Genomic DNA, 21,303 nt, shown 5'->3' with positions numbered 1-21,303 from the left:
GGGGATTGTGGCGGGGACGCACCAAGCGGCGGATGGAGGGCCGTGGCGGGGGGCTATCGTCCGCGCCGGCCCAGTCGCGCTTCGACTCCGAGCCGCACCAGCGTGAGACGGGCGCCCACTGACCTCCGGTCCACCAGGGCGCCCTCACCGGTCTGGTAGTCGAGCACCCGGATGGGGGCATCGAAGAACAACCCCTCCAGCTCGAGCGTCAGTGAGGTGCGCGCCCGGTTCCCCATGCGAGCTCCGACGCTGCCGATGCCGTAGGCGGTTCCGTCTCCCACCAGCCAGCCGGCTCCTGCGGATACGCGGAGGCCCGCCCGCCTGCTGATCCGTGGCTCGAACGCCAGGCGCGCACCCACCGGCTGCAGCGAGACCCCGATGCCCCGGTCCCGCAGACAGGGCTCGTCGGGCGGACACGGAATGGCATCGCAGGTTCCGGTCCTCATGCCGGTCAACACCGATCCCTCCAGCTCGGCGCGCACGAACGACCTCGGAGACCACCCTACGCGAAGTCCGCCGACCAGCGGGGCTTCGTGCACGCAGCCGTCGACAGAGAGAGCAGACGGTGCTTGGGGGCCCATCCCCACACTCACGCCGAGCGACAGGGGCCATGCGTGCGCCTGGGCACTGGCGGGAGAGGTCAGTGCCAGGGCGAGGAGGGGCGGAAGAAGGCCTGACTTCATTGCTGCACACCTTGTCAGCGACGCTCGACGTTCCTCGAGGGAAACGCTTCACGGGCCGCGGTGCTTACACGCGCGGGCAGGGTGCCGGCCTGCCTCGGGGGGGCTTCCCGAGCCCTTGAGCAACCTTTCGGACCTTCGGCCTGTCGATTGGTCATGAGGGGCACGGGGTCGCCTATTTTTAATACAGTGTATAATATATAAGCACTATGGGTCGGGGCGGAGCGAACGGGAGGGGGGAGGTTCCCCGCAGGTGGGCGTGGCTGCTGACGCTGTTGATGCCCGGCGAGCAGCGCGATGCCGTGCTGGGGGATGCGGAGGAGGAGTTCCACCTCCGCACCGAGCGGGACGGACTCGCCGCTGCCCGCCGCTGGTACCGAAGCCAGGCGCTGAGGTCCCTCCCTGCCTGCCTGCTGCACCATGTACGCGGTGCCCTCGACGAGTGGCGTCGACCGGAACGGGAGGGGGAGAGGATGAGTGCGTGGGGGACCGACCTCCGGATGGGCTTCCGAGCCCTCCGGCGCAGACCCGGATTCTCGCTCACCGTGTTGATCACCTTGGCGCTCGGCGTCGGTGTGACCACGGCGCTGTTCGGTGTGTTTCGAACGGTATTCCTCGAGCCCATTCCACTGCCGGATTCGGGCAAGCTGGTGGTGGTCATGGAGGAGGCCGGGTTCGGCTGTTGTGGGCCCGCGTCCGGACCCGACTACCTGGACTGGGTGGAACGGCAGCGCTCCTTCGAATCGTTGGCTGCGATCAATCCGGGCTCCTTCACGCTGACCCGAGCGAGCGAGCCCGAGCGCGTGTACGGCACCTATGCCACGGCCAGCGCGTTCGACGTCGTCGGCGTCAGCCCCCTGATGGGGCGTGCGCTGCTTCCGGAGGATCAGGAAGCGGGAGACGTGGTGGTGTTGAGCTACCCGCTGTGGTTGAGCGCGCTGGGCGGCCGCCCGGACGTTCTCGGCACCACCCTGGAGTTGGACGGCCGCGCGTTCACCATCGTGGGGGTCATGCCCGAGGGGTTCGACGTCCCCTCCCCCTGGTCCCACTTCGGGCGCCACCGTTTGTACCTCCCGCTGGTGAACGAGCGGCTCCACGGCGAACGGGGAAGTCACGGCTTCCCGGTGGTGGCCCGGCTCGCGGACGGGGTCACCAAGGACATGGCGCAGGAGGACATGGCCCGGGTGATGCGCGAGCTGGCGGTCGAATACCCCCAGACCAACGAGGGTCGCAGCACGAAGGTCTTCACCGTCCACGAATACCTGTTCGGACCCGTGGGGAAACAGCTCGGCGTCATCCTCGGCGCCGCGGCCGTGGTCTTGTTGATCGCGTGCGGGAACGTGGCGGGTCTCTTGTTGGCTCGTTCGGCGGGGCGCGAAAGCGAGTTGGCCGTTCGTACGGCTCTGGGCGCGACCCGACGGGCGGTGGTGCGCCTACTGTTCTCGGAGGCCTTGCTCCTGGCGGCGCTCGGGGGCGCCCTGGGCGTGCTGGTCTCCTGGTTGGCGCTCGACGCCTTCAAGGCGCTGGTACCCCCGAGCATCCCGCGCGTGGAACAGGTCGCGATCGACGGGTGGGCGCTGGCATTCGCCGTGGCCGCCTCCGGCTTCACCGCCTTGGTGTTCGGCATGCTTCCCGCGCTCATCGCCTCACGCACCCATCTGGCCCGAAGCGTCAAGGAAGGCGGCTACTCCACGCTGGCACCGAGCAAGGAGCGCCTCCGCAATGCCTTCATCGTAGGCCAGTTCGCCCTCGGTCTGGTGTTGGCCAACGGTGCGGCTCTACTGCTGCAGAGCTATGCCGCGCTCCGGGGCCAGGACTTCGGGTTCGAAGCGGAGGGCGTGGCTACCATGTCCGTGGACCCTGCCGGTCCCCGGTACGAAGGGGACGCTGCCAAAGCGGCCTTCTTCGACCAGGTGATGGCCAGCGTTGGCGCCATTCCCGGCGTCACCCACGTGGGCATGGTGTCGCGCCTGCCCCTCTTCGGGGGAAGCAACGGCAGCGTATGGGTGGAAGGCACGCCGCCACGGCGCAGTGAAAGCGAAGGGCCCTTGGTCGAAGTGGTGAGTGTGGGCGGGGACTACTTCGCCTCCTTGGACATCCCGCTCCTGCAGGGACGGCTTCTGTTGCCCGAGGACTCGGCCCAGGCGGCGACGCGCGTGCTGATCAACCGAACCTTCGCGGAACAGGCCTGGCCCGGGGTCGATCCGCTGGGCAAGCGGTTCAGCTTCGAGGACGACCCCCCGAACTGGTTGACGGTGGTGGGCGTCGTCGGCGACGTGAAACAGTGGGGACCCGAGCAGCCCGCACTGGCGCAGCTCTATGCGCCCTACACCCGAGGATGGAGCTACTCGGCGTACCTGACGGTGCGGACCCAGGGGGATCCCGGTCCCCTCGTACCGCAGATCCGTCAGGCCATCCTCGCCATCGACCCGACAGTGCCCCCGTCCGACGTGAGCACCATGGTGGACCGGGTCGAGAGTCGCTTCGCTCAGCGCCGCTTCTATACCACCCTGGTGTCCCTGTTTGCCGCGGCGGCGCTGTTCCTGGCGGCGGCCGGTGTGTACGGCACCATCTCGTACTTCGTGGCCCGTCGGACCCGGGAGCTCGGGATTCGCATGGCGCTCGGTGCGGGCCACACCGGAATCATGGGACTCGTGGTGCGGCGGGGGGTACGCCTGGCCGTCGCCGGCGTGCTGGTGGGATTGTTGGGCGTGTGGGCCAGCACGCGCGTGGTCGAAGGGCTGGTCTACGAGATCCGGGCGCTGGATCCGCTCACCCTGCTGGGTGGATGTCTGACCCTGGCCGCGGTCGCCGTCCTGGCCTCGGCCATCCCCGCCGCCCGGGCCGTACGCGTTCCACCCACAGAGGCGCTCCGCACCGAATGATCTGCGAGAGTAGGGTGATCACGATCCGCGCCGCAGGCGCACCGCGCCGATTGGAGTCGAGGGATGGGTGAGTTCGAACAGTTGGTGCTGCTGGCGGTGCTGCGCCTGGACAACGAGGCCTACGGCATGGAGGTGCGCGAGGAGATCGAGCAGCGGACGGGCCGCAGTGTGTCGTACGGTGCGGTCTACACTGCCTTGGACCGCCTCGAACAGAAAGGGTACGTGGACTACCGCTTGGGTGAACCCACCCCGGAGCGCGGGGGGAGGGCACGGAAGTACTTCCGCGTGTTGGCGGAGGGCCGCGCGGCGCTGCGGGCTACCCGGCAGGCCCTGACGGTGATGTGGGAGGGGGTGCGCCTGTAGTTCTGATGGTGGTCTGGAGAAGCACGCTTTCTGGGTATGCAGCTTGTCCGCATGCAGCAAGCTAGTGTCCGGGGCGCGGTCTCGCAGGTGGCCCTCCTTCTCCCCCTCTTGGTGCCGCCCTTGGGCGAGGACCTCGACCCGGCGCCGCCCGCCGAGTATGCTAGAGAGCCACCCGACCTCAACGTGATCCACATGCGTCGACTCAGGCGCGGCCGGGAGTGGCACGGCCGCATGCGGGGGATCGCGATCTTGCTCGCACTCCCGATCATTACCGCGTGCGCCCAGTCACCGCCGCCTGGGGCGGACACGGTCGTCTTGGTACACGGGCTGGGACGCGGTGCCGGGTCCTTGGCGATCCTCGGTTCGCGGCTCGAGGCGGCGGGATTCCGTGTTGTGTCCTTCGACTACCCATCCACTCAAGAGCCCATCGAGTTCTTGGTGGAGCGGCTTTCCGACGAAGTGGTGCGCTGCTGTGCGGAGTCCGCGGAGCGGGTGCACTTCGTGACGCACTCCATGGGAGGGATCCTGGTACGCGCGTACCTGGCGCAGCAACCGATGCCGCATCAAGGACGCGTGGTCATGCTGGGTCCGCCCACTCAGGGCTCGGAGATCATCGACGCCTTCCGGCAGACTCCCTTGCTGTGGGCGGTGCTGGGCCCCGCCGGGGCCCGGCTGGGTACAGACTCGATGTCGCTACCGGCGCGCCTGCCGCCGCCGGCGTTCGAGCTTGGTATCATCGCCGGAAGCAGGAGCATGAACCCGATCGGCTCTTGGCTGATTCCTGGACCGGACGACGGGAAGGTCTCGGTCCAGCGGGCCCGCCTCGAGGAGGCATCCTTTGTCGTGGTACCTGGCACACACACCTTCCTGATGAACCGTCAGGACGTCGCCGACCAGGTGATCCACTTCCTTCGCGAGGGGCGCTTCCTCGACGTCCCGAGCTGACGCGCGGCAGTGGTCTGCCTTGAACGGGGGCGTCCGCCGCAGCGGCATACGAGGCGGCGGTCAGCCGATGATCCGACGACGTATCGCGGATGGGTCGCCAGCGGCTCACGTCTCCCCTCACCACTCCTCCGCTTCATCCCACCGCTCGTCCTCCCAGAACTCTTCTTCGGCCTCGGCAATCTCGGCCTCGTCGAGCGGCTCATCCGGTTCGTAGCTGAGCACACCGTCTTCGACGATGCGACGGATGTGATCGGCATCGAGGCCGGGCCGAGCGGCGCCGTGGCGCTGGCGGCGCCGCATCGCGGCAACCGCGAGCAGTACCAGGAACAGGAGTGGGATCCCGAACGCCACGGGTGCCGCCCTCAGCTTCTACGCGTTCGGGGCGCGTTGAGACCGCGGTGGATCACAGAGTCCCGGGTCGATCTGCTGGAGGTGGTGCTTGAGGTGGCCCACATAGTCGCGCATGAAGTACTCGAGCGTCGTTGGTTCGTCGGGAGAGACCAACTCCCAGCCGATCTGATGCAGATTGTGGTCGGCGCGCGGTCGCCGCAGCTCCGCGGTGGGCGTCTGCTCCATGACATGCGCCAGGTGCAAATTGAACGCGCGCCAGAGATCGACGACCTCGCTCCAGGTGGCCGCCCGGTAGGACTGTGCCGTCACCCACTCGTCTTGGGCGTAGCCATCGAAGCTGAGGTCCTCGCGGAACTGGGCGCGCACGAAGCGCTGGTGGTTATTGGAGGCGGAATCGATCAGGTGGCCGAGAATCTCGATTGGAGACCACTTGCCTGGGCCGGGGCGACGGGTGCCGACTCCTGGGGGCATGGCCGAGAGAACCGTGCTGGCGTGCTCGACGGTGGTCCGGAGGTCTTGGGCGAAGTCAAGCATCAGGGACCCGAGGAGTTGAAGGCTGCGGTCAGCGCCGACACGCATTCGCCGGTTCGTACAACGCCCAATCGGGGTCGTCGGGCCCACCGTCGGGCACGTCGTGCACACGCCGCCAGAACCGGATGTAGTCGCCGATGTAGCCCCAGCGCTCTCCGATCGTGGTCTTGGGGACGAGCACCTCTTCCAGACAAGGACACCAATCCCTGTCCACCAGGAAGCCGCCATCGTCGATGTAGCGCTCGCAGGACTCGCCAAAGGTGAGCGTGGGCCGCGCAGGATCGGGCAGGGCCTCCGGTACGTGTTCGGCCTGCAAGGTGGGCAAGAACAACGCCAACCGGCGCATGTTCTCCATCACCTGATCAAGGATCGGGTTCTCGCAGCCCCCGTCGAACAGCACGTCCATGTCCTGGCGGAGCGCCACGCTGGTACGGGTCAACAGCGCGACTGCCTCGAGTCCGCCAACCTGTCCCGAACGGTTCGGCCCCAACGCGTCCGGGTCGGTCAACCCGGATGGCACATCGACCAACGCGAGCGGCGAGTCCTCGTCCCACCAACGGTAGGGCTGGATGAAGTCGGGGTGCACGTAGGTGGTGTCCTGGTCGGTGATCCACTCCCACCCGTTGGGGTCCCTGCGAGTCCAGGTCTGGATCCATATAAACGCCCCGACGCGGGGGATGTAGGAGCGACACCGCGCCGAGTAGTTGCCGATCACGAACTTGTAGATGCGCCCGAACTCCCAAGCCTGCCGCGCTCCGGGGAATTCCCCTTCGTGGATGGCCCGGATCTCGGCGGCCATTCGGTAGCGCTGCCAATACCCGTCCTCGCGGTAGTCGAGGCCCGCGGCCGCATAGGCGCGAGACTTCAGCACCTCGTGCGCGGCTCGCTCCGCCGCGCGCTCCCGCCGATCAGCGTCCTCCTGTGCGTCCCGCTCGGCCAACACCTGCCGCGCCGCCTCGGCTCGGACCTCATCGCGCTCATACAACGCTTGGATGGCGGCGATGGTGTTCGTCCTGGCTCCCCGCACACCCATGCTGTTGCGGTCGTCCCAACTGAACGGCTCGGCGGCGCTCCGGCGGATGCCCTGCCAAGACTCGATCTGGATGGGCATCTCCACGTCGTCGCGGCCCGTGACTGGATGGCGGGCCCGTGCGAACGCGAAGCTCGATTCTGCCGGGCTGGGCACGTGGACATCCGTGGCGTACGTCCACACGTCGACGGCCTGGGCGCGGCGGGTGGAGGATCTGATGAGGGGCACGATCTCTTCCAGGAACCGGCGCCGGGTTACGGACCCGTAGCGCTGGACCGTTCCGGACCGCCCCTGGGCGTCCTGGAAGTCGAGGATGGGCTCGTTCGGAGCGATGTCCCGCACTACCGCCAGGTAGAGCCACTCTCCCCGTTCCGCGAGCTGATAGACTGCGAGGCCTGGGCGCGCCGAGAGGAGTCGCGCATCCGGAAAGCCGCGATCGGCCAATGTGCGTGGTGCATCCGACACGTCGGGGGCCACTCGAGGCGTTACGGTGGGATGGCCCTGGTAGAGCGCGTGCGCCGTGTTGAGGGGAACGGCCACCGCGTAGCGACCGGTACCGTCGGGAGCGCGGGGAAAGACATCCTGGTTGATCAGCTCCCGCAGCACCTGCGTCGCGGCTGCGACCATCGGTGGCACCACCCGCGAACGATCCCTCATCGGCCCCGACACGGCCACAGGCGCTGCGCTCTCCACGGAATACTGCCCGCCGCGCTCGACCAATTGCGCGGAGAGCAGCACGCAACCGGGCGTAGCGGAGAACGAGACGGGAGTGGCTGGCTGTCGGCGCAAGTCGGCCACGCCGTCGTAGAGGAGCGGTGTAGACGACTGGGCGAGGCGTGAGAGGCCCTGCAGGATGATGGGATCCGTGCATTGGTCGCCCCGGCTGCGAGCCTGGGCGCCGGCGACCTGGGGGGACGCCAGCGCTAGAGTCGCCAGGAGGAAAAGACCTGCGCGGGGATCGAGCATGCTACCACCTCGGAGTCGGGCCGCGAGGGTGGGTGGGCACCCGCCGATGCGGAGCGCTCTTGGCGAAGGTTCGGACAGCGGCGTGGCTGGTCAAGAGCGCCTGCCCTGGCGTGGATCTGAAGTTCGTAGGTGCCCCGGTCTCTGGAAGGTTCGCGGTCCGCGACGGTTTGAGATCGGGCCAGGCCGGCGCTACCCTTGCGAGAGTCAGGGGGCCGGCACAGCACGAGGTTCGAGCGAACCATGACCGAGCCACAGGAGCGCACTCCGTCGATCCTGCGCCGCATCAAGGAGCGGGCCCTGGTCCAATGGTCGCTGGCCTACCTGGCGGCGGCTTGGGCGGTCCTCGAGATCATCGACTTCGCCAGCGCCCAGTTCTTCTGGTCCTCCGCCATCCCGCGAGGGGCGGCCATCCTGGCCGTGGCTGGATTCTTCCTCACCCTCGTGGTGGCGTGGTACCACGGCGAGAAGGGTCGTCAGAGAGTCAGCGGGCCCGAGCTGCTGCTGGTCGCAGGCCTGGCCCTCGCCGCGGGGGTGGCGCTCTCCGTTTTCGCGCCCGGTCCGCCGGCGTCGGGCGCGGGGGCGCCTTCACCAACGGCGCGGACGTCAGGCCTCCCGCGCGTGGCGGTGCTCCCGTGCACGAACCAGAGCCCCGACGCGCAGGACCCCTACCGCGCCTCCGGGCTGCACGACGAAATCCTCTTGAAGCTGCAGAAGGTGTCGTCTCTCGAGTCCATCGGTCGCACGTCGGTTCTGCGCTACGGAGAGACCGGGAGAACGACGTCGGAGATCGCTTCGGATCTGGCTGTCGACTACGTGGGCGAATGCACCGTGCAGCGATCCGCCCCGAGGATCCGCGTGATCTTCCAGTTGCTCGACGCCCGGGGCGTACAGGTCTGGGCCGACGACTACGATCGGGACCTGACGCTGGCCAACATCCTCGATATCCAGATCGACATTGCCCAACAGGTGGCCGGTGCCATCGGAGCCACGGTCACCGGCGACGAGCTGGACCGGATCACCCGACCTCCGACCCTCGACCTGACGGCCTATGAGCTCTATCAAGCGGGCCGCACGAGGTGGATGACGCGCTGGGGTCCTTCCATGCTGGAAGCGATCGGGTTCTTCGAGGCGGCGGCTGCAGAGGACTCCACCTTCGCGCTCGCACACGCGGGACTGGCCCAGGCGCACATGCTCCTTCCGATCTTCGAAGACCGGCCGGCACCGCAGCAGTTCGCCATCGCTCGCCGCGAGGCGACGGTGGCGCTGGCCATGAACCCGGATCTGGCGGAGGCCCACGCGGCATTGGGGTACATCGCCTTCGCGTACGATTGGGATTGGACCGAAGCGGAAAGCGAGCTACAGCGCGCCATCATGCTGAATCCGAACGACGCCGAGACCCGGGGTTGGTACAGCGATCTGCTCCATGCCGTGGGCCGAAGTGAGGAAGCGCGGATCCAGGCAGAGAAGGGGATGGCCCTGGACCCTCTGTCCTGGAGCGCCACCAACGCGGCTCTGGCCTCCACGCAATGGGAGAGCCTCGAGGAGCCCGAGCGCCTGGTCGAGGACTTCCTCGCCGCGAATCCCGGTCATTCGCCCGCACGCTTTGCGCTTTCGATCCTCTTGTTGTTGGAGTCCCGCTACGAGGAGTCGGGATCGGTTGCCAAGGAGCTGTGGGAGGCGTACGGGCTGAAGCAGGCGGACAGCATCATGCCGCTCTACCGGTCGGTCGGAGACCCTCGGAGCCGGGATCGAGTCGCCAGACTTCTCGAGCTGCTGAAGCGTGAGGTGACGGATCCCGACGCCCGTGCGCTGACCGGCCTGTTCCACATGCTCATCGACGACGACGAGGGCGCGCTGGAGGACGCGCGCTTCCTGGTGGACGCCCGGTCGTACCACGCCACGCAACTGCGCGGATGGACGCCTCTGTACGACCAGCCACGCTTCCTTGAGCTGCTGGATCAGGTCGGCCTTCCCAGGCCGGACCCCACGGATCTCGAGCGCTAGCGCAGCCGCTCGGCGATCCGCGGTCGGGCCTCCCTGAGTCGATCGTAGTCCAGCTCCAGGCCGTACGGACCCAGCGCGGCTCCGAGGAAGTCATAGATGGGAACGACCGCCTCGAAGGGCACCGAGACGACGTCGAGCGGGGTCGATCCGTTCGCGTTGCGGATGGTCCTGTCCGCACCCGCCTCCAGCAACGCATCGACGATCTCGGAGCGGCACAGGAGTGCAGCGGTCAAGAGCGCCGTGGATCCGTCGCTGTTCTGTTGGTCCACGTCCGCACCGGCCCCGATGAGCGCCCGGGCGATCCGCGGGCGTCCGAACACCGCGGCAAGGATCAGCGGACTCGATCCGCCGGAGGCGTCCTTGGCGTCGAGATCGCCACCGCCCTCGATGTACCGCTGCACGGCCTCCAGGTCCCCGGCGACCACCGCCCCGTGGATGTCATCCGCCGGTGCCGGCGCGGGAGCCGCGGGGCGCATGCTGCCCGTCGCGTCGTCCAACATCTGCACCAACTCGTCTCGCGTGTAGGAGAAGGGGTGTGCCTCGTTCAACTGCACGAGTTCCAGCAGGGCCTGGCGGATGGTCAGCTCGGCCTCGCCCTGGTTCGGCACGACCATGTAGCGGTGCTTGGGAGCGGGGCTGGTGAAGAAGTGCAGGGCGGCCTCGGCGACTGCGTTGGGCTCCGGGTACTGTGAGCGGTCCAGGGGCCCGGCGATCAAGTCGCGCATCGATCCGTAGCGGGAGCCCTCCGCCGAATACCCTGTGCGCTCCATCCGCTCGACCATGGATGCGACGATCTGCGACTTGTAGTTGCCGGGTTCCACGGCGCCGACCGTGATGCCGAAGCGAGCCAGCTCCGCAGACAGGGCGTCGGTGTAGGCCTCGATGCCGTGTTTGCTCATGCTGTACGCCCCGTTGAAGGGCCCCGACACGATGCCGGCGATCGAACTGACGTTCAGAATGCGTCCCCCGCTTTCGATCAGCAGATCCGCGACCGCCCTGGTGACGCGGTAGGGGCCGAGCAGGTTCACGTCGAGCTGGAAAGCCAAGTCGGCCTCGCTCGTCTCGATGAGCGGTCCCATGACGGCGACTCCCGCGTTGTTGATCAGCCCGAACAGGCCTCGGCCTTCGCGTCGGATGCGGTCTGCCGCCGCGTCGATCTCCGCTGGGACGGTCACGTCAAGGCGCACCGACGTGACGTTGGTCATGGCATCCAGGCGTTCCAGATCCGCCGGGTCGCGTGCCCCGGCGTACACGTGGAAGCCGTTCTGAGAGAGGAGTTCCGTGGTCCGCAGCCCAATCCCGGAGCTGGCGCCGGTGACGAGCACGGCGGGTGCTCTCCGGGTGGCCTCTGCGGGCGGCTGCTGTGTGATCGCCGGAGACGGCGCGAGGAGGAAGGCCAAACTCAGCAGCATCAAGCCGGGTACGGGCGCGGGGGTGGAAGCGCTATCGGTGGTGCACATGGTCTAGCACCTTCGACAGTGGGGAGCGAAGGGGGCGGACTCCCTGAATCTACCAGTCGACGGCGTGCCGCGGCCTCCTGCGCCCCTGGGCCGGTCCGTCTAGGTTGCCCGGGTCAGCTCGTGCCCGACCCTCTGATCGAGGAGCCACGAATGCCGCGCCCGGATCTCGCCCATCCGATCACCCTGCCTCTGACCCTTCTCGCTACGCTCGCCGCGCTGCTCGTGGCGCCCCCGATCCAAGCTCAGCAGGACCGGACGGCCCGGCAGGGAACCGCCTGTGACAGCCTCTGCATCGCGCCCACGCGGACGCTTTCATTCGAGGTCAGCGAAGGCACCCAGATGAACGTGGACGTCTCGCCCGACGGGCAGACCATCCTGTTCGATCTGCTGGGTGACCTCTACACCGTGCCCCGCGCGGGTGGGGCCGCCACCCGGCTGACCAGCGGAATGGCGATGGACCTCCAGCCGGTGTTCTCCCCGGACGGGAGCCGCATCCTGTTCGTGAGCGACCGGAGTGGCAACGAGAACCTCTGGACGATCGCTGCGGACGGGTCCGACCCGCAGGCGGTGACCAACGATCGGGGCAACCTCCACTACGACGACCCGGAGTGGTCTCCGGACGGCGAGTACATCCTGGTCCGCAGGAACGACGAGGACACCTCCAACACCGGACGGCAGGCGTGGCTCGTGCATGTGGACGGCGGCCGGGGGATCGCCCTGTCCGAGGACGCGCAGGGAGGTGGGTTCCGCTGGGGAGCGGACGGGCGCTACGTGTTCTTCCGGGGCACGGAGGGCCCTCAGGCCACTGCGGCGCAGCGCGGCAACGGCATCCCCGAGCGCGCGCAGATCCTGCGACTGGATCGCCGCACGGGCGATGTGGCCCAGATCACCAACACGCCGAACGGCGGCGCGCGGCCTGCGGTCTCGCCGGACGGGGAGTGGCTGGTCTATGCGTCCGACGTGGATGCCAAGAGCGGGCTCCGCGTCCGCAACCTCGTCACCCACGTAGACGAGTGGCTCGCATTTCCCATCGACCGTGAGGCGCCGGAGGACCGGACCCGCTTCACGTTCACACCGGACAGCCGCGCGGTGGTGTTCGTGACCAAGGGCACCTTCCAAGAGGTGGACGTACGCACCCACGCGGTACGGCCTATCGCCTTCACCGCGCAGGTGGAGCAGCAGCTCGGACCGCGCATCCAGCACCTGATGCCGTTTCGCGACGACTCGCTCACCATCCGCAACGTGCGCTACGCCCAGCGGAGTCCCGACGGGCGCCAACTGGTCTTTGGCACGCTCAATCAGCTCTGGGTCATGGATCTACCGGCCGGTACGCCCCGGCCTCTGATCCAGGGGGGCGGCGGGCAATACCAACCCACCTTTTCTCCGGATGGCTCCAGCATCGCCTTCGTGAGTTGGCACGAGACCGAGGGTGGGCATGTGTGGCGTGTGTCCGCCCGTGGAGGTGCGCCGCAACGCCTCACCACCTACCCGGCCTACTACGCCAACCCGGCTTGGTCCCCGGACGGAAGCAAGATCGCCTTCATCCGTGAGGATGCGGGGGCCACGCGCAACCGGGATACCCGCAACGTCGGTTTCCTGGAGTGGCTCCCCAGCGCCGGTGGGGAGGCCCAGTCCGTGATTTCGGCGCCCTCCGACAACGTGCTGAGCTTCAACGCGGACGGGTCACGCATCACCTTCGCCGACAATGGCACTCTGGTCTCGGTGCGGCTGGATGGCACGGAGCGGCGCGAGCTGGCCAAGGTGGAGGGTGCGGACGAGATGCTGCCCTCGCCGGACGGGCGCTGGTTGGCGTTCACGCTGCGCGAGGAGGTCTTCGTGGCGGCGCTGCCACCGACCACCGAGACGGTCTCGATCACCGAGCGCTCCGGGCCCGGTCCCGTGCAGCGGGTGACGCGGACCGGCGGCCAGGACCTCAAGTGGGCGGCCGGCGGCGAGACGCTCAGCTGGGTGTTCGCCAATGTCTTCTCGCACCTGGCCCTGGACCCCGTGTTCGGGCCCGCTGCGCCGGACTCCGGGCTCGATCAGCGCGCCGAGAACCTGCGTATCGCCCTCACGGTGCCGATGCCGCACCCCCAGGGGACCGTGGCGCTCACCGGTGGTCGGGTGGTCAGCATGCGGGGGGACGAGGTCCTCGAGAACGCGACAGTCGTGGTGACCGACAACCGAATCGGTGCGGTGGGGCCTGCTGGCTCCGTGCGAGTTCCGGAAGGCGCCCGCGTGATCGACGTCACGGGGAAGACCATCATCCCGGGGTTGATCGACGCCCATGCCCACATCCGCGGCATGCCCCGGGACGTGCTGGTTCAGATCGCACCGGAGCCACTGGTGAACCTGGCGTTCGGGGTGACCATGGCGCGGGACGTGAACGCGTCCACCGACCAGTTCCACTACCGGGAGTTGATCGCGGCTGGTCGGATGTTGGGCCCGCGGATCTTCATGACCGGGCCGTCGCAGACCACGCGCGCCGTGAAGATCGACCGCTTCGAGGACGCGCTGGCCGGCGTGCAGCGCTACGTGGACCGCGGCTCCATCTCCATCAAGCAGTACATGCAGCCCCAGCGCCGCCAGATGCAGTGGATGCTGCTCGCGGCCGACCATCTCGGCATCAACACCACGGCCGAAGGCGGCGGCGTGATGCGCGAGGTGTCCATGGTGCTGGACGGCTACACCGCCGTCGAGCATGCACCGACCGACGTCGTGAACATCTACGACGACGTCGTGCAGCTCTACGCCCGCTCGGGCACCATGTATGTGCCCACCCTGGTGGTGGCATCACCCAGCACCTACCAGGGCGAGCTGTACTGGTACCAGACTACCGACGTGCACGCCAACGAAAAGCTGGCGCGCTTCCTCACCCATGAGGCGCTGGACCACAAATCGCGAACCAGTCAGCGCTACGCATTGGACGAGTACTACTTCCTGGAGGGCGGCGCCGGCGCGGCGCCCATTCTGCGTGCGGGCGGCAACGTCGCGGCCGGCGGTCACGGGCAGGTCCACGGGCTGACCGTGCATTGGGAGCTCTGGATGCTGCAGATGACCGGCATGACCCCGCACGAAGCGCTGCGGGCCGGCACCATCAACGTGGCCACCGGCATGGGGATGGCGGCGGACTTTGGAAGCATCGAGGTGGGGAAGGTGGCGGACTTGGTGGTGCTGGATGCCAATCCGTTGGACGACATCCGCAACAGCACCGCCATCCGCTACGTGATGAAAGGCGGCGAGCTGTACGATGGAAACACACTGGACATGGTGTGGCCGCGGGTGGAGCCGCTGCGCGCCTTCAAGTACACCGATTTCGGGCCGCCGCGGGAGGGTGGGATGCGGTGAGCCACAGCCGCCGCAGAGGACATCTACCTGCGTGTCGCAACGACCGCGGTTCCGGCGCTAGATCGCTCGTACGCGCGGCTTCACCCGGCCGGACCCGGTTGCGTCGCGGTCTGCGCCCTGCTCCGTCCGGGTGGCCCACCGGTTGCGTCCTTCGGCCTTCGCGCGGTAGAGCGCCTGGTCCGCTGCCTCGAGCAGGAGGTCGGGATGCTTCCCGATCTCAGGGACCTGCGTGGAGACTCCGACCGAGCAGGTAATGGCGACGGGTTGACCACCGCTCTGCAACTGCAGAGCGGTGATGCTGTCGACGAAGGACTGGGCCATGCGCTCGGCCGCCTCACCGTGGGTTCCGGGAAGGAGCACCACGAACTCGTCGCCCCCATAGCGGACCACCGAGTCGGACGCCCGCCGGGTGCCCGCGTCCAGGACCCCCGCCACGGCACGCAAACAGAGGTCGCCGAAGCGGTGGCCATGCGTGTCGTTGAGGGTCTTGAAGTGGTCCAAGTCCACGACCATGAGCGTCAGAGGTAGTCCCTGCCGACCGCACAGCGACCAATCCCGGTGGATCTGGTCGTCGAAGTGCTTCCGGTTCCCGACGCCGGTCAATGCGTCCGTCACGCTCAGCTCGTCGAGCCGCGCGGCCCGCTCTTCTGCGATGAGTCGGTTCGTCAGCGCGATCAGGTAGTCGTTCCCCGCGATACGGGCTGCCGAGTGGATGTAGGCCAGCGACAGGATCGAGAGAACGACGAGCAGGTGGTGCTCCGGCCGGCCTACGAACGGCGTGGCCACGACGAATGGCGCAAAGATGAGCGCAGGATACCCGTGCCGTACGACCGCTGAGATTCCGAGGATCGACGCGCCACCGATCGCGAAGGCGGGCAGCGAGACGACGATGACGGTGTGCAGGTCGCCGTAGGCTCGGTGGTGGATCAGCCACGCGGCCAGAAGTCCCCAATGGAGAGCGGAGGTGAGCAGGAGCAGGATCAGCGACCGGATCAGGCGATCGGTATCGTGTGGCCGTGCGGATACGACCCGGAGGTAGTGGAGGCCACGGGCGAACCCGAGACCCAGCAGGACGGCAGCGTTTCCATAGAAGAGTGCGGGGGCCCGGGCGGGGAGGTGGGCCCACGTACCGATGATCACCCAGACCACCAGGTACAGCGGAATGCCGCTGCGGGCGCGCAGGGACAAGTCCCTGAGCGCCTCGGCGCGGAGAGCGGGATCGTCCGACGCGAAGGCATCGCGTGGGGTCGGGTATTGCATGATTCCTTCAGTATCGGCCGGTTTGGGCCCCGAATGGAGCCTACCTCGCCCGTCGGAAGCCTCGACTCGTCAACGATCTGGGCGGGTCAGGTGCCAGCCGGTGGGTTGCTGGCGCCCGCCGATCCGGACATCCTGGCCACTTGGACTCATCCAGAGGTCGACGTGGTGCCGACTCGAACGCCGCTGGCGGTAGGTCTGAGCGTTCTGATCCTCTTCGCGTGTGAGGGGGGCGGAGCCGTTCGCACTGCTGCCTCCGTTGGAGGCCCGGCGGCCAACGCTGGCGCCGAAGGCACTGACTCCGCGCGGCCGGGCGACTGGCGCCGGGGCGGCACCTGCTACGAGATCTTCCTGAGGTCCTTCTTTGACAGCGATGGCGACGGCGTCGGCGACCTCGCCGGCGTGGTCGAGAAGCTCGACTATCTCAACGATGGAAAGCCCGCATCGGGATCCGACCTGGGCGTCCGCTGCATCTGGCTGATGCCGATCAACCCATCGCCCAGCTACCACGGGTACGACGTCGCCGACTACTACGGCATCGATCCCGAGTACGGGGATCTGCAGGCGATGCGCACGCTGGTCCGGGCGGCGCACCAGCGCGGCGTCGCCGTGCTGATGGACCTGGTCGTCAACCACACCTCGTCCGAGCACCCCTACTTCGTCGATGCGCTGAACGACCCGGAGTCTCCCTACCGCGATTGGTACATCTTCCGCGATCGCCCGGGTCCTGCCAACGAGTACGGGGATTCGAACTGGCATCGTTCGCCGGTGCGGGACGAGTTCTACTACGGGTTCTTCTGGTCGGGAATGCCGGATCTGAACTGGGACAGCGATGCGGTCCGGAACGAGATGAAAGCCGTGGCCACCTTCTGGCTGCGCGACGTCGGGGTCGACGGGTTTCGGCTCGACGCCGTCCGCCACCTGGCGGAGGAGGAACGCGACGGGACCCTGACGACGACCAACGTGACCCGCACCCACGAAGCGCTCCGGGATCTGGGCGCGCACGTGCGGTCGGTGGCACCGCAGGCCTTCACCATTGGAGAAGTCTTCGATTCTACGAGTGCGCTCCGCCCCTACTATCCGGATCAGCTGGACGCGTACTTCGGGTTCGAGGTGGCCAACGCGATCCTCTCCGCCGTGAGCGGCGGAGGAGCGTCGCAACTGATGCGGAAGGTCCTCGAGGCCGAGGAGGTCTCCGCCGGTCGGACATGGGCCCCGTTCCTGCGCAACCACGATCAGTCGCGCACGATGACGGTGCTGGCGGGCGATCTCGGTCGGGCCCGATTGGCAGCGAGCCTCTTGCTGACGCTCCCGGGTCTGCCGTTCGTGTTTTACGGCGAGGAGATCGGGATGACCGGAGACAAGCCGGACGAACGGATCCGTACGCCCATGCACTGGACGAGTGGGCGAGCGGCCGGGTTCACGACGGGTGCGCCATGGCAGCCACTGCAGGGCGACTCGCTCACCGCCAACGTCGGCGCCCAGGATGCCGATCGGAGCTCACTGCTCAACCACTATCGGCAGCTCATCCACTTGAGGGCGGAGACGCCGGCGCTCGGGGCAGGGGAGTTCGTGCCGCTGCAGTCCGGCACCGACGAGGTGGCTGCGTTCCTGCGGAGATCCGCTGGGGAGGCGGTCATGGTGATCGCCAACCTCTCGACCCGGGCACTGCGCGAGGTGACGCTGACGTCGGAGGCAGGCACGCTGCCGTCGGGTCAATACGAACCGTCAGGCCTGATCGGCGGCCCCTCGGGAGCTCCCCTCGACGTCGATGAGCAGGGCCGGTTCGTCGGCTATCGGCCTCTGGACTCGCTAGCGCCGAGGACTGCCTATTTGTTTCGGGTGGGGCGCTGACCGCGAGGCGGCTTGCCGCTGACTGGGGCGGTGGCAGTTCGCTGCGGCGCCTCCTCACCGCCCCCGTCGATCAAACACGTCCGTCCCGACCGTATCCGAGCGGAACACATCGTCATTGATCCAGTACGCCGGCCCGAACGGCACGGCATTCGGCCATACCTGGTCCAGCGTCATGGCGTCGTAGAGCATTCCACCCTTCATGACATACTGCGCGTCGATGGTGGCGCGGATGTTCTCCAGCGGATTGGAATTGAGCACCATCAGGTCGGCGAGCTTGCCCACTTCGAGCGAGCCCAGGTCCTGATCGGCACCCAACAGTCGGGCCCCGTGCAGACTGGCGACTTCCAGCGCGCCGTGGTTGCCCAGGGCACTCGCGCCCATCCAGGTCTCCCAGTGCGTGGCCAGTCCGTGATGCTCGCCGTGGGACCCAACCGCACCGTAGCCGCCCTCGGAAATGATGTCGGCCATCGCCTGCGCGATCAGCGGATAGGAATAGTCCGTGGGCGGGCGCAACCAACGAATCCGCGTCTGCGGTACCAACATGCGCCACGGGAACCAGTGGCGCTGCTTGGGATCCTTCCAGACGTCGCTCTCTTGGAAGAAGTACTCGATGCTCCAGTAGGAGGGGCCGGCCACCACCAGGGTCGGGGAGTAGGTGGCCTGCGCCTGGCCCAGGAACTTGGCACCGTCCGAGTACATGGGCACTTCGCTGAAGGCATGCTCCCAGGCCGTCTGGCCGTCCATGATCATGCCCAGGTTCTCGACGAACGAGCCACCCTCGGACGTGATGTTCACGCCGACCTGACGGGCCGCTTCGCTGAACCACTGGCGCTGGTCCCGCCGCGGCTGGGCGTACTGCTTGATCTGGGTGGCACCCCAGCTCGACAGCCGCCGCACAGCGGCCACCGCGTCGGCCAGGTTGGAGATCTCGTTGGTGTGAGATCCATCCCCCCCCGACTGGTTGTCTCCGGTGCTGAACCCCCGGGGCCCGATCATCTCCCCCGCCTCGATCAGCTCGGCGGTGGGGAACATGTTCTGGCTCCACATGGACACGTCCATGGTGGTGGTGACGCCATAGGCCAGATAGATGGCCTGCTCGTAGTCGTGCCGCGGCCGGATGCCTCGCCACTCCCGGTAGTGGTGGGCGTGCATGTCCACGAAGCCGGGGATGATGGTCTTGCCCCGGACGTCGATGGTGCGGTCCACGCCGTCCAAGCTGCACTGTCCAACGCAGGCGATGCGGCTGCCGTTCACCACGATGGTGCCGTTCTCGATGACCTCACGGTTGTTGAGCGTGACGATGCGCGCCCCCGTGAGCGCGACCCGGCCCTCGGGCATCGCGCGGGGCACCTGGAGCGCCATGGTGGTGGTGTCGGTGGCGCCCGTGTCCATGTGGTGCACATAGTGCTGCGGGCCGCTGCCGTACTCGAGTGTGGTCTCGTTTCGCCAGCGCGGGAACAGCCCACCGTCCCGGGTGAGTTGCGTCACCGGCAGCGCGCCCCGGCGCTTGTCCACCTCCAGCACCTCGCCTCCCAGCGTCTCCCAACCCAACGGCTGCACGTAGACGTTGTCCCCCTCCTGGAACGCCACCCAGCGCCCGTCGGGGGAGGGCACGATCTCCTCCGCGTTGGGGAAGCTCAGGTGCTCCTGCTTGTCGCTGCCGTCGGTGGCCACGCTCATCAACGACGTACGGCTGCGACCGCCGCCCTGGGGCGTGCGGATCTCGGGATAGAAGACGCGCCCGTCGGGGCCGAACGACGGACCGACCAGCTGCCGGCGAGCGACGCCCTCGCCGGGAATGGTGACCACGTAGGTGCCGGCATCGCCACCGGCCGGCGGCGCGGCGGCGAAGCGCACGAGGTCGAAGTACGCGTTGGCGGTCATGGTGCGCTGGCGCGCGGTGGCGCCCTCGCCACGTGCGACCACCACCGAGCGGCCGTCGGGACTCCAGACCGGGTTGGCGTAGTCACCCGGGTCGCGACTCAGCCGCTGAGGCGCACCGCCGGCGGCCGGCACCTTCCACACGTGGCCACGGATGGTGTCGTCCCAGCTCACGAACGCCACCCACCGACCGTCGGGGCTCCAGGCCGGCATATACTCGAGCGGGTCGAAGCTGTCGGGCGTCAGGCGGCGCGGCCGACCGCTCCCTTGCTGTGCGTAGATGCGCCCCACGGCCTGGAACGCCAGCGTGCGGCCGTCCGCCGTCGAGATGGGCCAGCGGAAGAAGGTGACGTCAATGGCGTCGTCGGCGATCCGGAACTCCTTGCGTGCCATCTCGGAGATGGTGCGGTGCACGTGCGCGCTGAAGGAGATCGTGGACACGTCCATGGACGTCACGTCCACTCGGCGGATCTTCCCGCCCTGCGTGATCAGCACGGAGCGGCCGTCGCTGGCCCAGTCGTAGCGCGGTAGCACGCCCAGGGTCTTCCCGCCCGATGCGATCAGCGGTTCGATCGGATCCATGAGCAGCCGCTCGGCACCGGTTTGCAGATCCCGCAACCAGAGGGCTGTACGGGGCCCGAACTCGTGCCCCTTGAAGGTGAGCAGCGCGTCGGGCAGGTGGCGCGCGAAAGCGAGCCAGCGGCCGTCCGGCGAGACTTCGGGCGCGGCCGCCCCACCGCTCGACTGACGCCCTGCCGCCGCCCCGTCGCTCACGCCGGAGCTGATGTCGACGATCTCCCCGGTCTTGAACTCGAAGCGCTTCACCTGCTGGGCACCGCTCAGCGGCTGGCTGTCCGAGAGATTGCGATTGATCTGGTAGTAGAGGAAGCGTCCGTCCCCGCTGGTGGTGGGCCAGGAGGGAGCTCCATCCTGCGTGCCCACGAGCTGCACGCCGCGGCCGCCATCTTTGTGGTAGATCCAGAGCCCGTTGCCGTTGCCACCGCCGCCACCCCCGCCCTGACCACCGCGCGTGGCGCGGCGCACCACGATGTATTGCCCGTCGGCCGTCCAGGCCGGTTCGAACGTGGCGACGTTCACATCGCTGAAGACCGCACGCGGATTGCTGCCGTCCGCGCTCATGACCCAGAGGTTGTACTGGCCGCCACGGTCCGTGATGAAGGCGATGCTCTGACCGTCCGGCGAGATGCGGGGCTGGACCGACAGCGCCACGCCCGCGTCCTGCGTGAGCACCTGTGCTTCGCCGCCCTGGGCGGGCATGCGGTAGATGTGCCCGAGGAGATCGAAGGCGATCCAGGTCCCGTCCGGTGACAGGTCCACCGCCATGCGCGTGCCGTCCTCGGTGGTGAAGTCGATCTCGCGCGTGGCGCCGTGAGCGGCCGTGACGTCCCAGCGAGCACCTTCACCTTGCTCGCCGCCCTGGCGTTGCGCATGCGCGGCCTGGGCGGGCAGTGCGGCCAGCAAGGCCAGGCAGGTAGAGCGCGCTGCGGTCTTCAGAGCGGGAACGGGCGTGGACATGGAGTGGAGTCTCCGAAAGCGTGCGGGTCGCGTGCGGCCGGCTCGTAGAGTGCGGCCTGAGCGGGCGGGACGCCATGGGAGGCCAGAGACGTGGGGCCGGACCGCGAACGCGTATCCGCGGGGTGGACGGCGTATCGACTCCCGAGGCTGACTCGACGCTGCCCCGCACGTTCGATACGTTCCCTCGGGATCGGGTCGCGCACTGGAGGGAG

The 21,303-nt window shown here is 68.0% G+C and carries 13 protein-coding genes; 6 read left to right on the top strand and 7 right to left on the bottom strand.

Annotation, left to right across the window (positions count from 1 at the left end; translation table 11 throughout):
* Nucleotides 1–53: 53 nt before the first annotated feature.
* Nucleotides 54–683 carry a hypothetical protein gene (locus R3E10_08340; protein ID MEZ4415750.1) on the bottom strand — a complete coding sequence of 210 codons (630 nt, stop codon included), beginning with the start codon at nt 681–683 and terminating at the stop codon, nt 54–56.
* A gap of 275 nt (nt 684–958) precedes the next feature.
* Between R3E10_08340 and R3E10_08335 the strand changes: the two genes are divergently transcribed.
* The 3 genes from R3E10_08335 to R3E10_08325 all read left to right on the top strand — a co-directional run bounded on the left by R3E10_08335 (nt 959) and on the right by R3E10_08325 (nt 4,873).
* Nucleotides 959–3,565 (top strand): ABC transporter permease, encoded by a 2,607-nt coding sequence (locus R3E10_08335; protein MEZ4415749.1) that lies wholly within the window; start codon nt 959–961, stop codon nt 3,563–3,565.
* A gap of 63 nt (nt 3,566–3,628) precedes the next feature.
* Complete coding sequence (locus tag R3E10_08330; GenBank protein MEZ4415748.1) at nt 3,629–3,928, top strand: helix-turn-helix transcriptional regulator; 300 nt, start codon at nt 3,629–3,631, stop codon at nt 3,926–3,928.
* A 51-nt stretch (nt 3,929–3,979) separates the two neighbouring features.
* Nucleotides 3,980–4,873, top strand: coding sequence for an alpha/beta fold hydrolase (locus tag R3E10_08325; GenBank protein MEZ4415747.1), 894 nt, complete (start codon nt 3,980–3,982; stop codon nt 4,871–4,873).
* Nucleotides 4,874–4,990: 117 nt separating this feature from the next.
* Here the strand turns inward: R3E10_08325 and R3E10_08320 are convergent, their stop codons facing one another.
* Genes R3E10_08320 through R3E10_08310 form a run of 3 tightly spaced genes read right to left on the bottom strand, consistent with a single transcriptional unit; the run spans nt 4,991 to nt 7,751 of the window.
* Complete coding sequence (locus tag R3E10_08320) at nt 4,991–5,224, bottom strand: hypothetical protein (GenBank protein MEZ4415746.1); 234 nt, start codon at nt 5,222–5,224, stop codon at nt 4,991–4,993.
* 18 nt (nt 5,225–5,242) lie between these two features.
* Nucleotides 5,243–5,758, bottom strand: coding sequence for a DinB family protein (locus tag R3E10_08315; GenBank protein ID MEZ4415745.1), 516 nt, complete (start codon nt 5,756–5,758; stop codon nt 5,243–5,245).
* Between the two features lie 28 nt (nt 5,759–5,786).
* Entirely contained in the window at nt 5,787–7,751 is a 1,965-nt protein-coding gene (locus R3E10_08310) for a hypothetical protein (GenBank protein ID MEZ4415744.1), read from the bottom strand.
* A gap of 240 nt (nt 7,752–7,991) precedes the next feature.
* On the opposite strand from R3E10_08310, the gene R3E10_08305 reads away from it, so the two are divergent.
* Nucleotides 7,992–9,755 carry a hypothetical protein gene (locus tag R3E10_08305; protein ID MEZ4415743.1) on the top strand — a complete coding sequence of 588 codons (1,764 nt, stop codon included), beginning with the start codon at nt 7,992–7,994 and terminating at the stop codon, nt 9,753–9,755.
* Here R3E10_08305 and R3E10_08300 read toward each other — a convergent pair.
* Nucleotides 9,752–11,215, bottom strand: a complete 1,464-nt coding sequence (locus R3E10_08300; protein MEZ4415742.1) for an SDR family NAD(P)-dependent oxidoreductase — start codon at nt 11,213–11,215, stop codon at nt 9,752–9,754. The genes R3E10_08305 and R3E10_08300 overlap by 4 nt on opposite strands.
* 150 nt (nt 11,216–11,365) lie before the next feature.
* Between R3E10_08300 and R3E10_08295 the strand changes: the two genes are divergently transcribed.
* Entirely contained in the window at nt 11,366–14,563 is a 3,198-nt protein-coding gene (locus tag R3E10_08295; protein MEZ4415741.1) for an amidohydrolase family protein, read from the top strand.
* Nucleotides 14,564–14,620: 57 nt separating this feature from the next.
* On the opposite strand, the gene R3E10_08290 is transcribed toward R3E10_08295, so the two are convergent.
* Entirely contained in the window at nt 14,621–15,823 is a 1,203-nt protein-coding gene (locus R3E10_08290) for a GGDEF domain-containing protein (GenBank protein MEZ4415740.1), read from the bottom strand.
* A 33-nt stretch (nt 15,824–15,856) separates the two neighbouring features.
* On the opposite strand from R3E10_08290, the gene R3E10_08285 reads away from it, so the two are divergent.
* On the top strand, nt 15,857–17,674 hold the full coding sequence (locus R3E10_08285; GenBank protein MEZ4415739.1) for an alpha-amylase family glycosyl hydrolase: 1,818 nt from the start codon (nt 15,857–15,859) through the stop codon (nt 17,672–17,674).
* A gap of 54 nt (nt 17,675–17,728) precedes the next feature.
* Here the strand turns inward: R3E10_08285 and R3E10_08280 are convergent, their stop codons facing one another.
* Nucleotides 17,729–21,091, bottom strand: a complete 3,363-nt coding sequence (locus R3E10_08280) for an amidohydrolase family protein (protein MEZ4415738.1) — start codon at nt 21,089–21,091, stop codon at nt 17,729–17,731.
* Nucleotides 21,092–21,303 lie beyond the last annotated feature (212 nt).

This window comes from Gemmatimonadota bacterium (assembly GCA_041390105.1).
GTDB lineage: Bacteria > Gemmatimonadota > Gemmatimonadetes > Longimicrobiales > Gaopeijiaceae > JAGQIF01.
The sequence above is the reverse complement of the archived record's forward strand: the minus strand, read 5'-3'. Positions and strand labels throughout refer to the sequence as shown.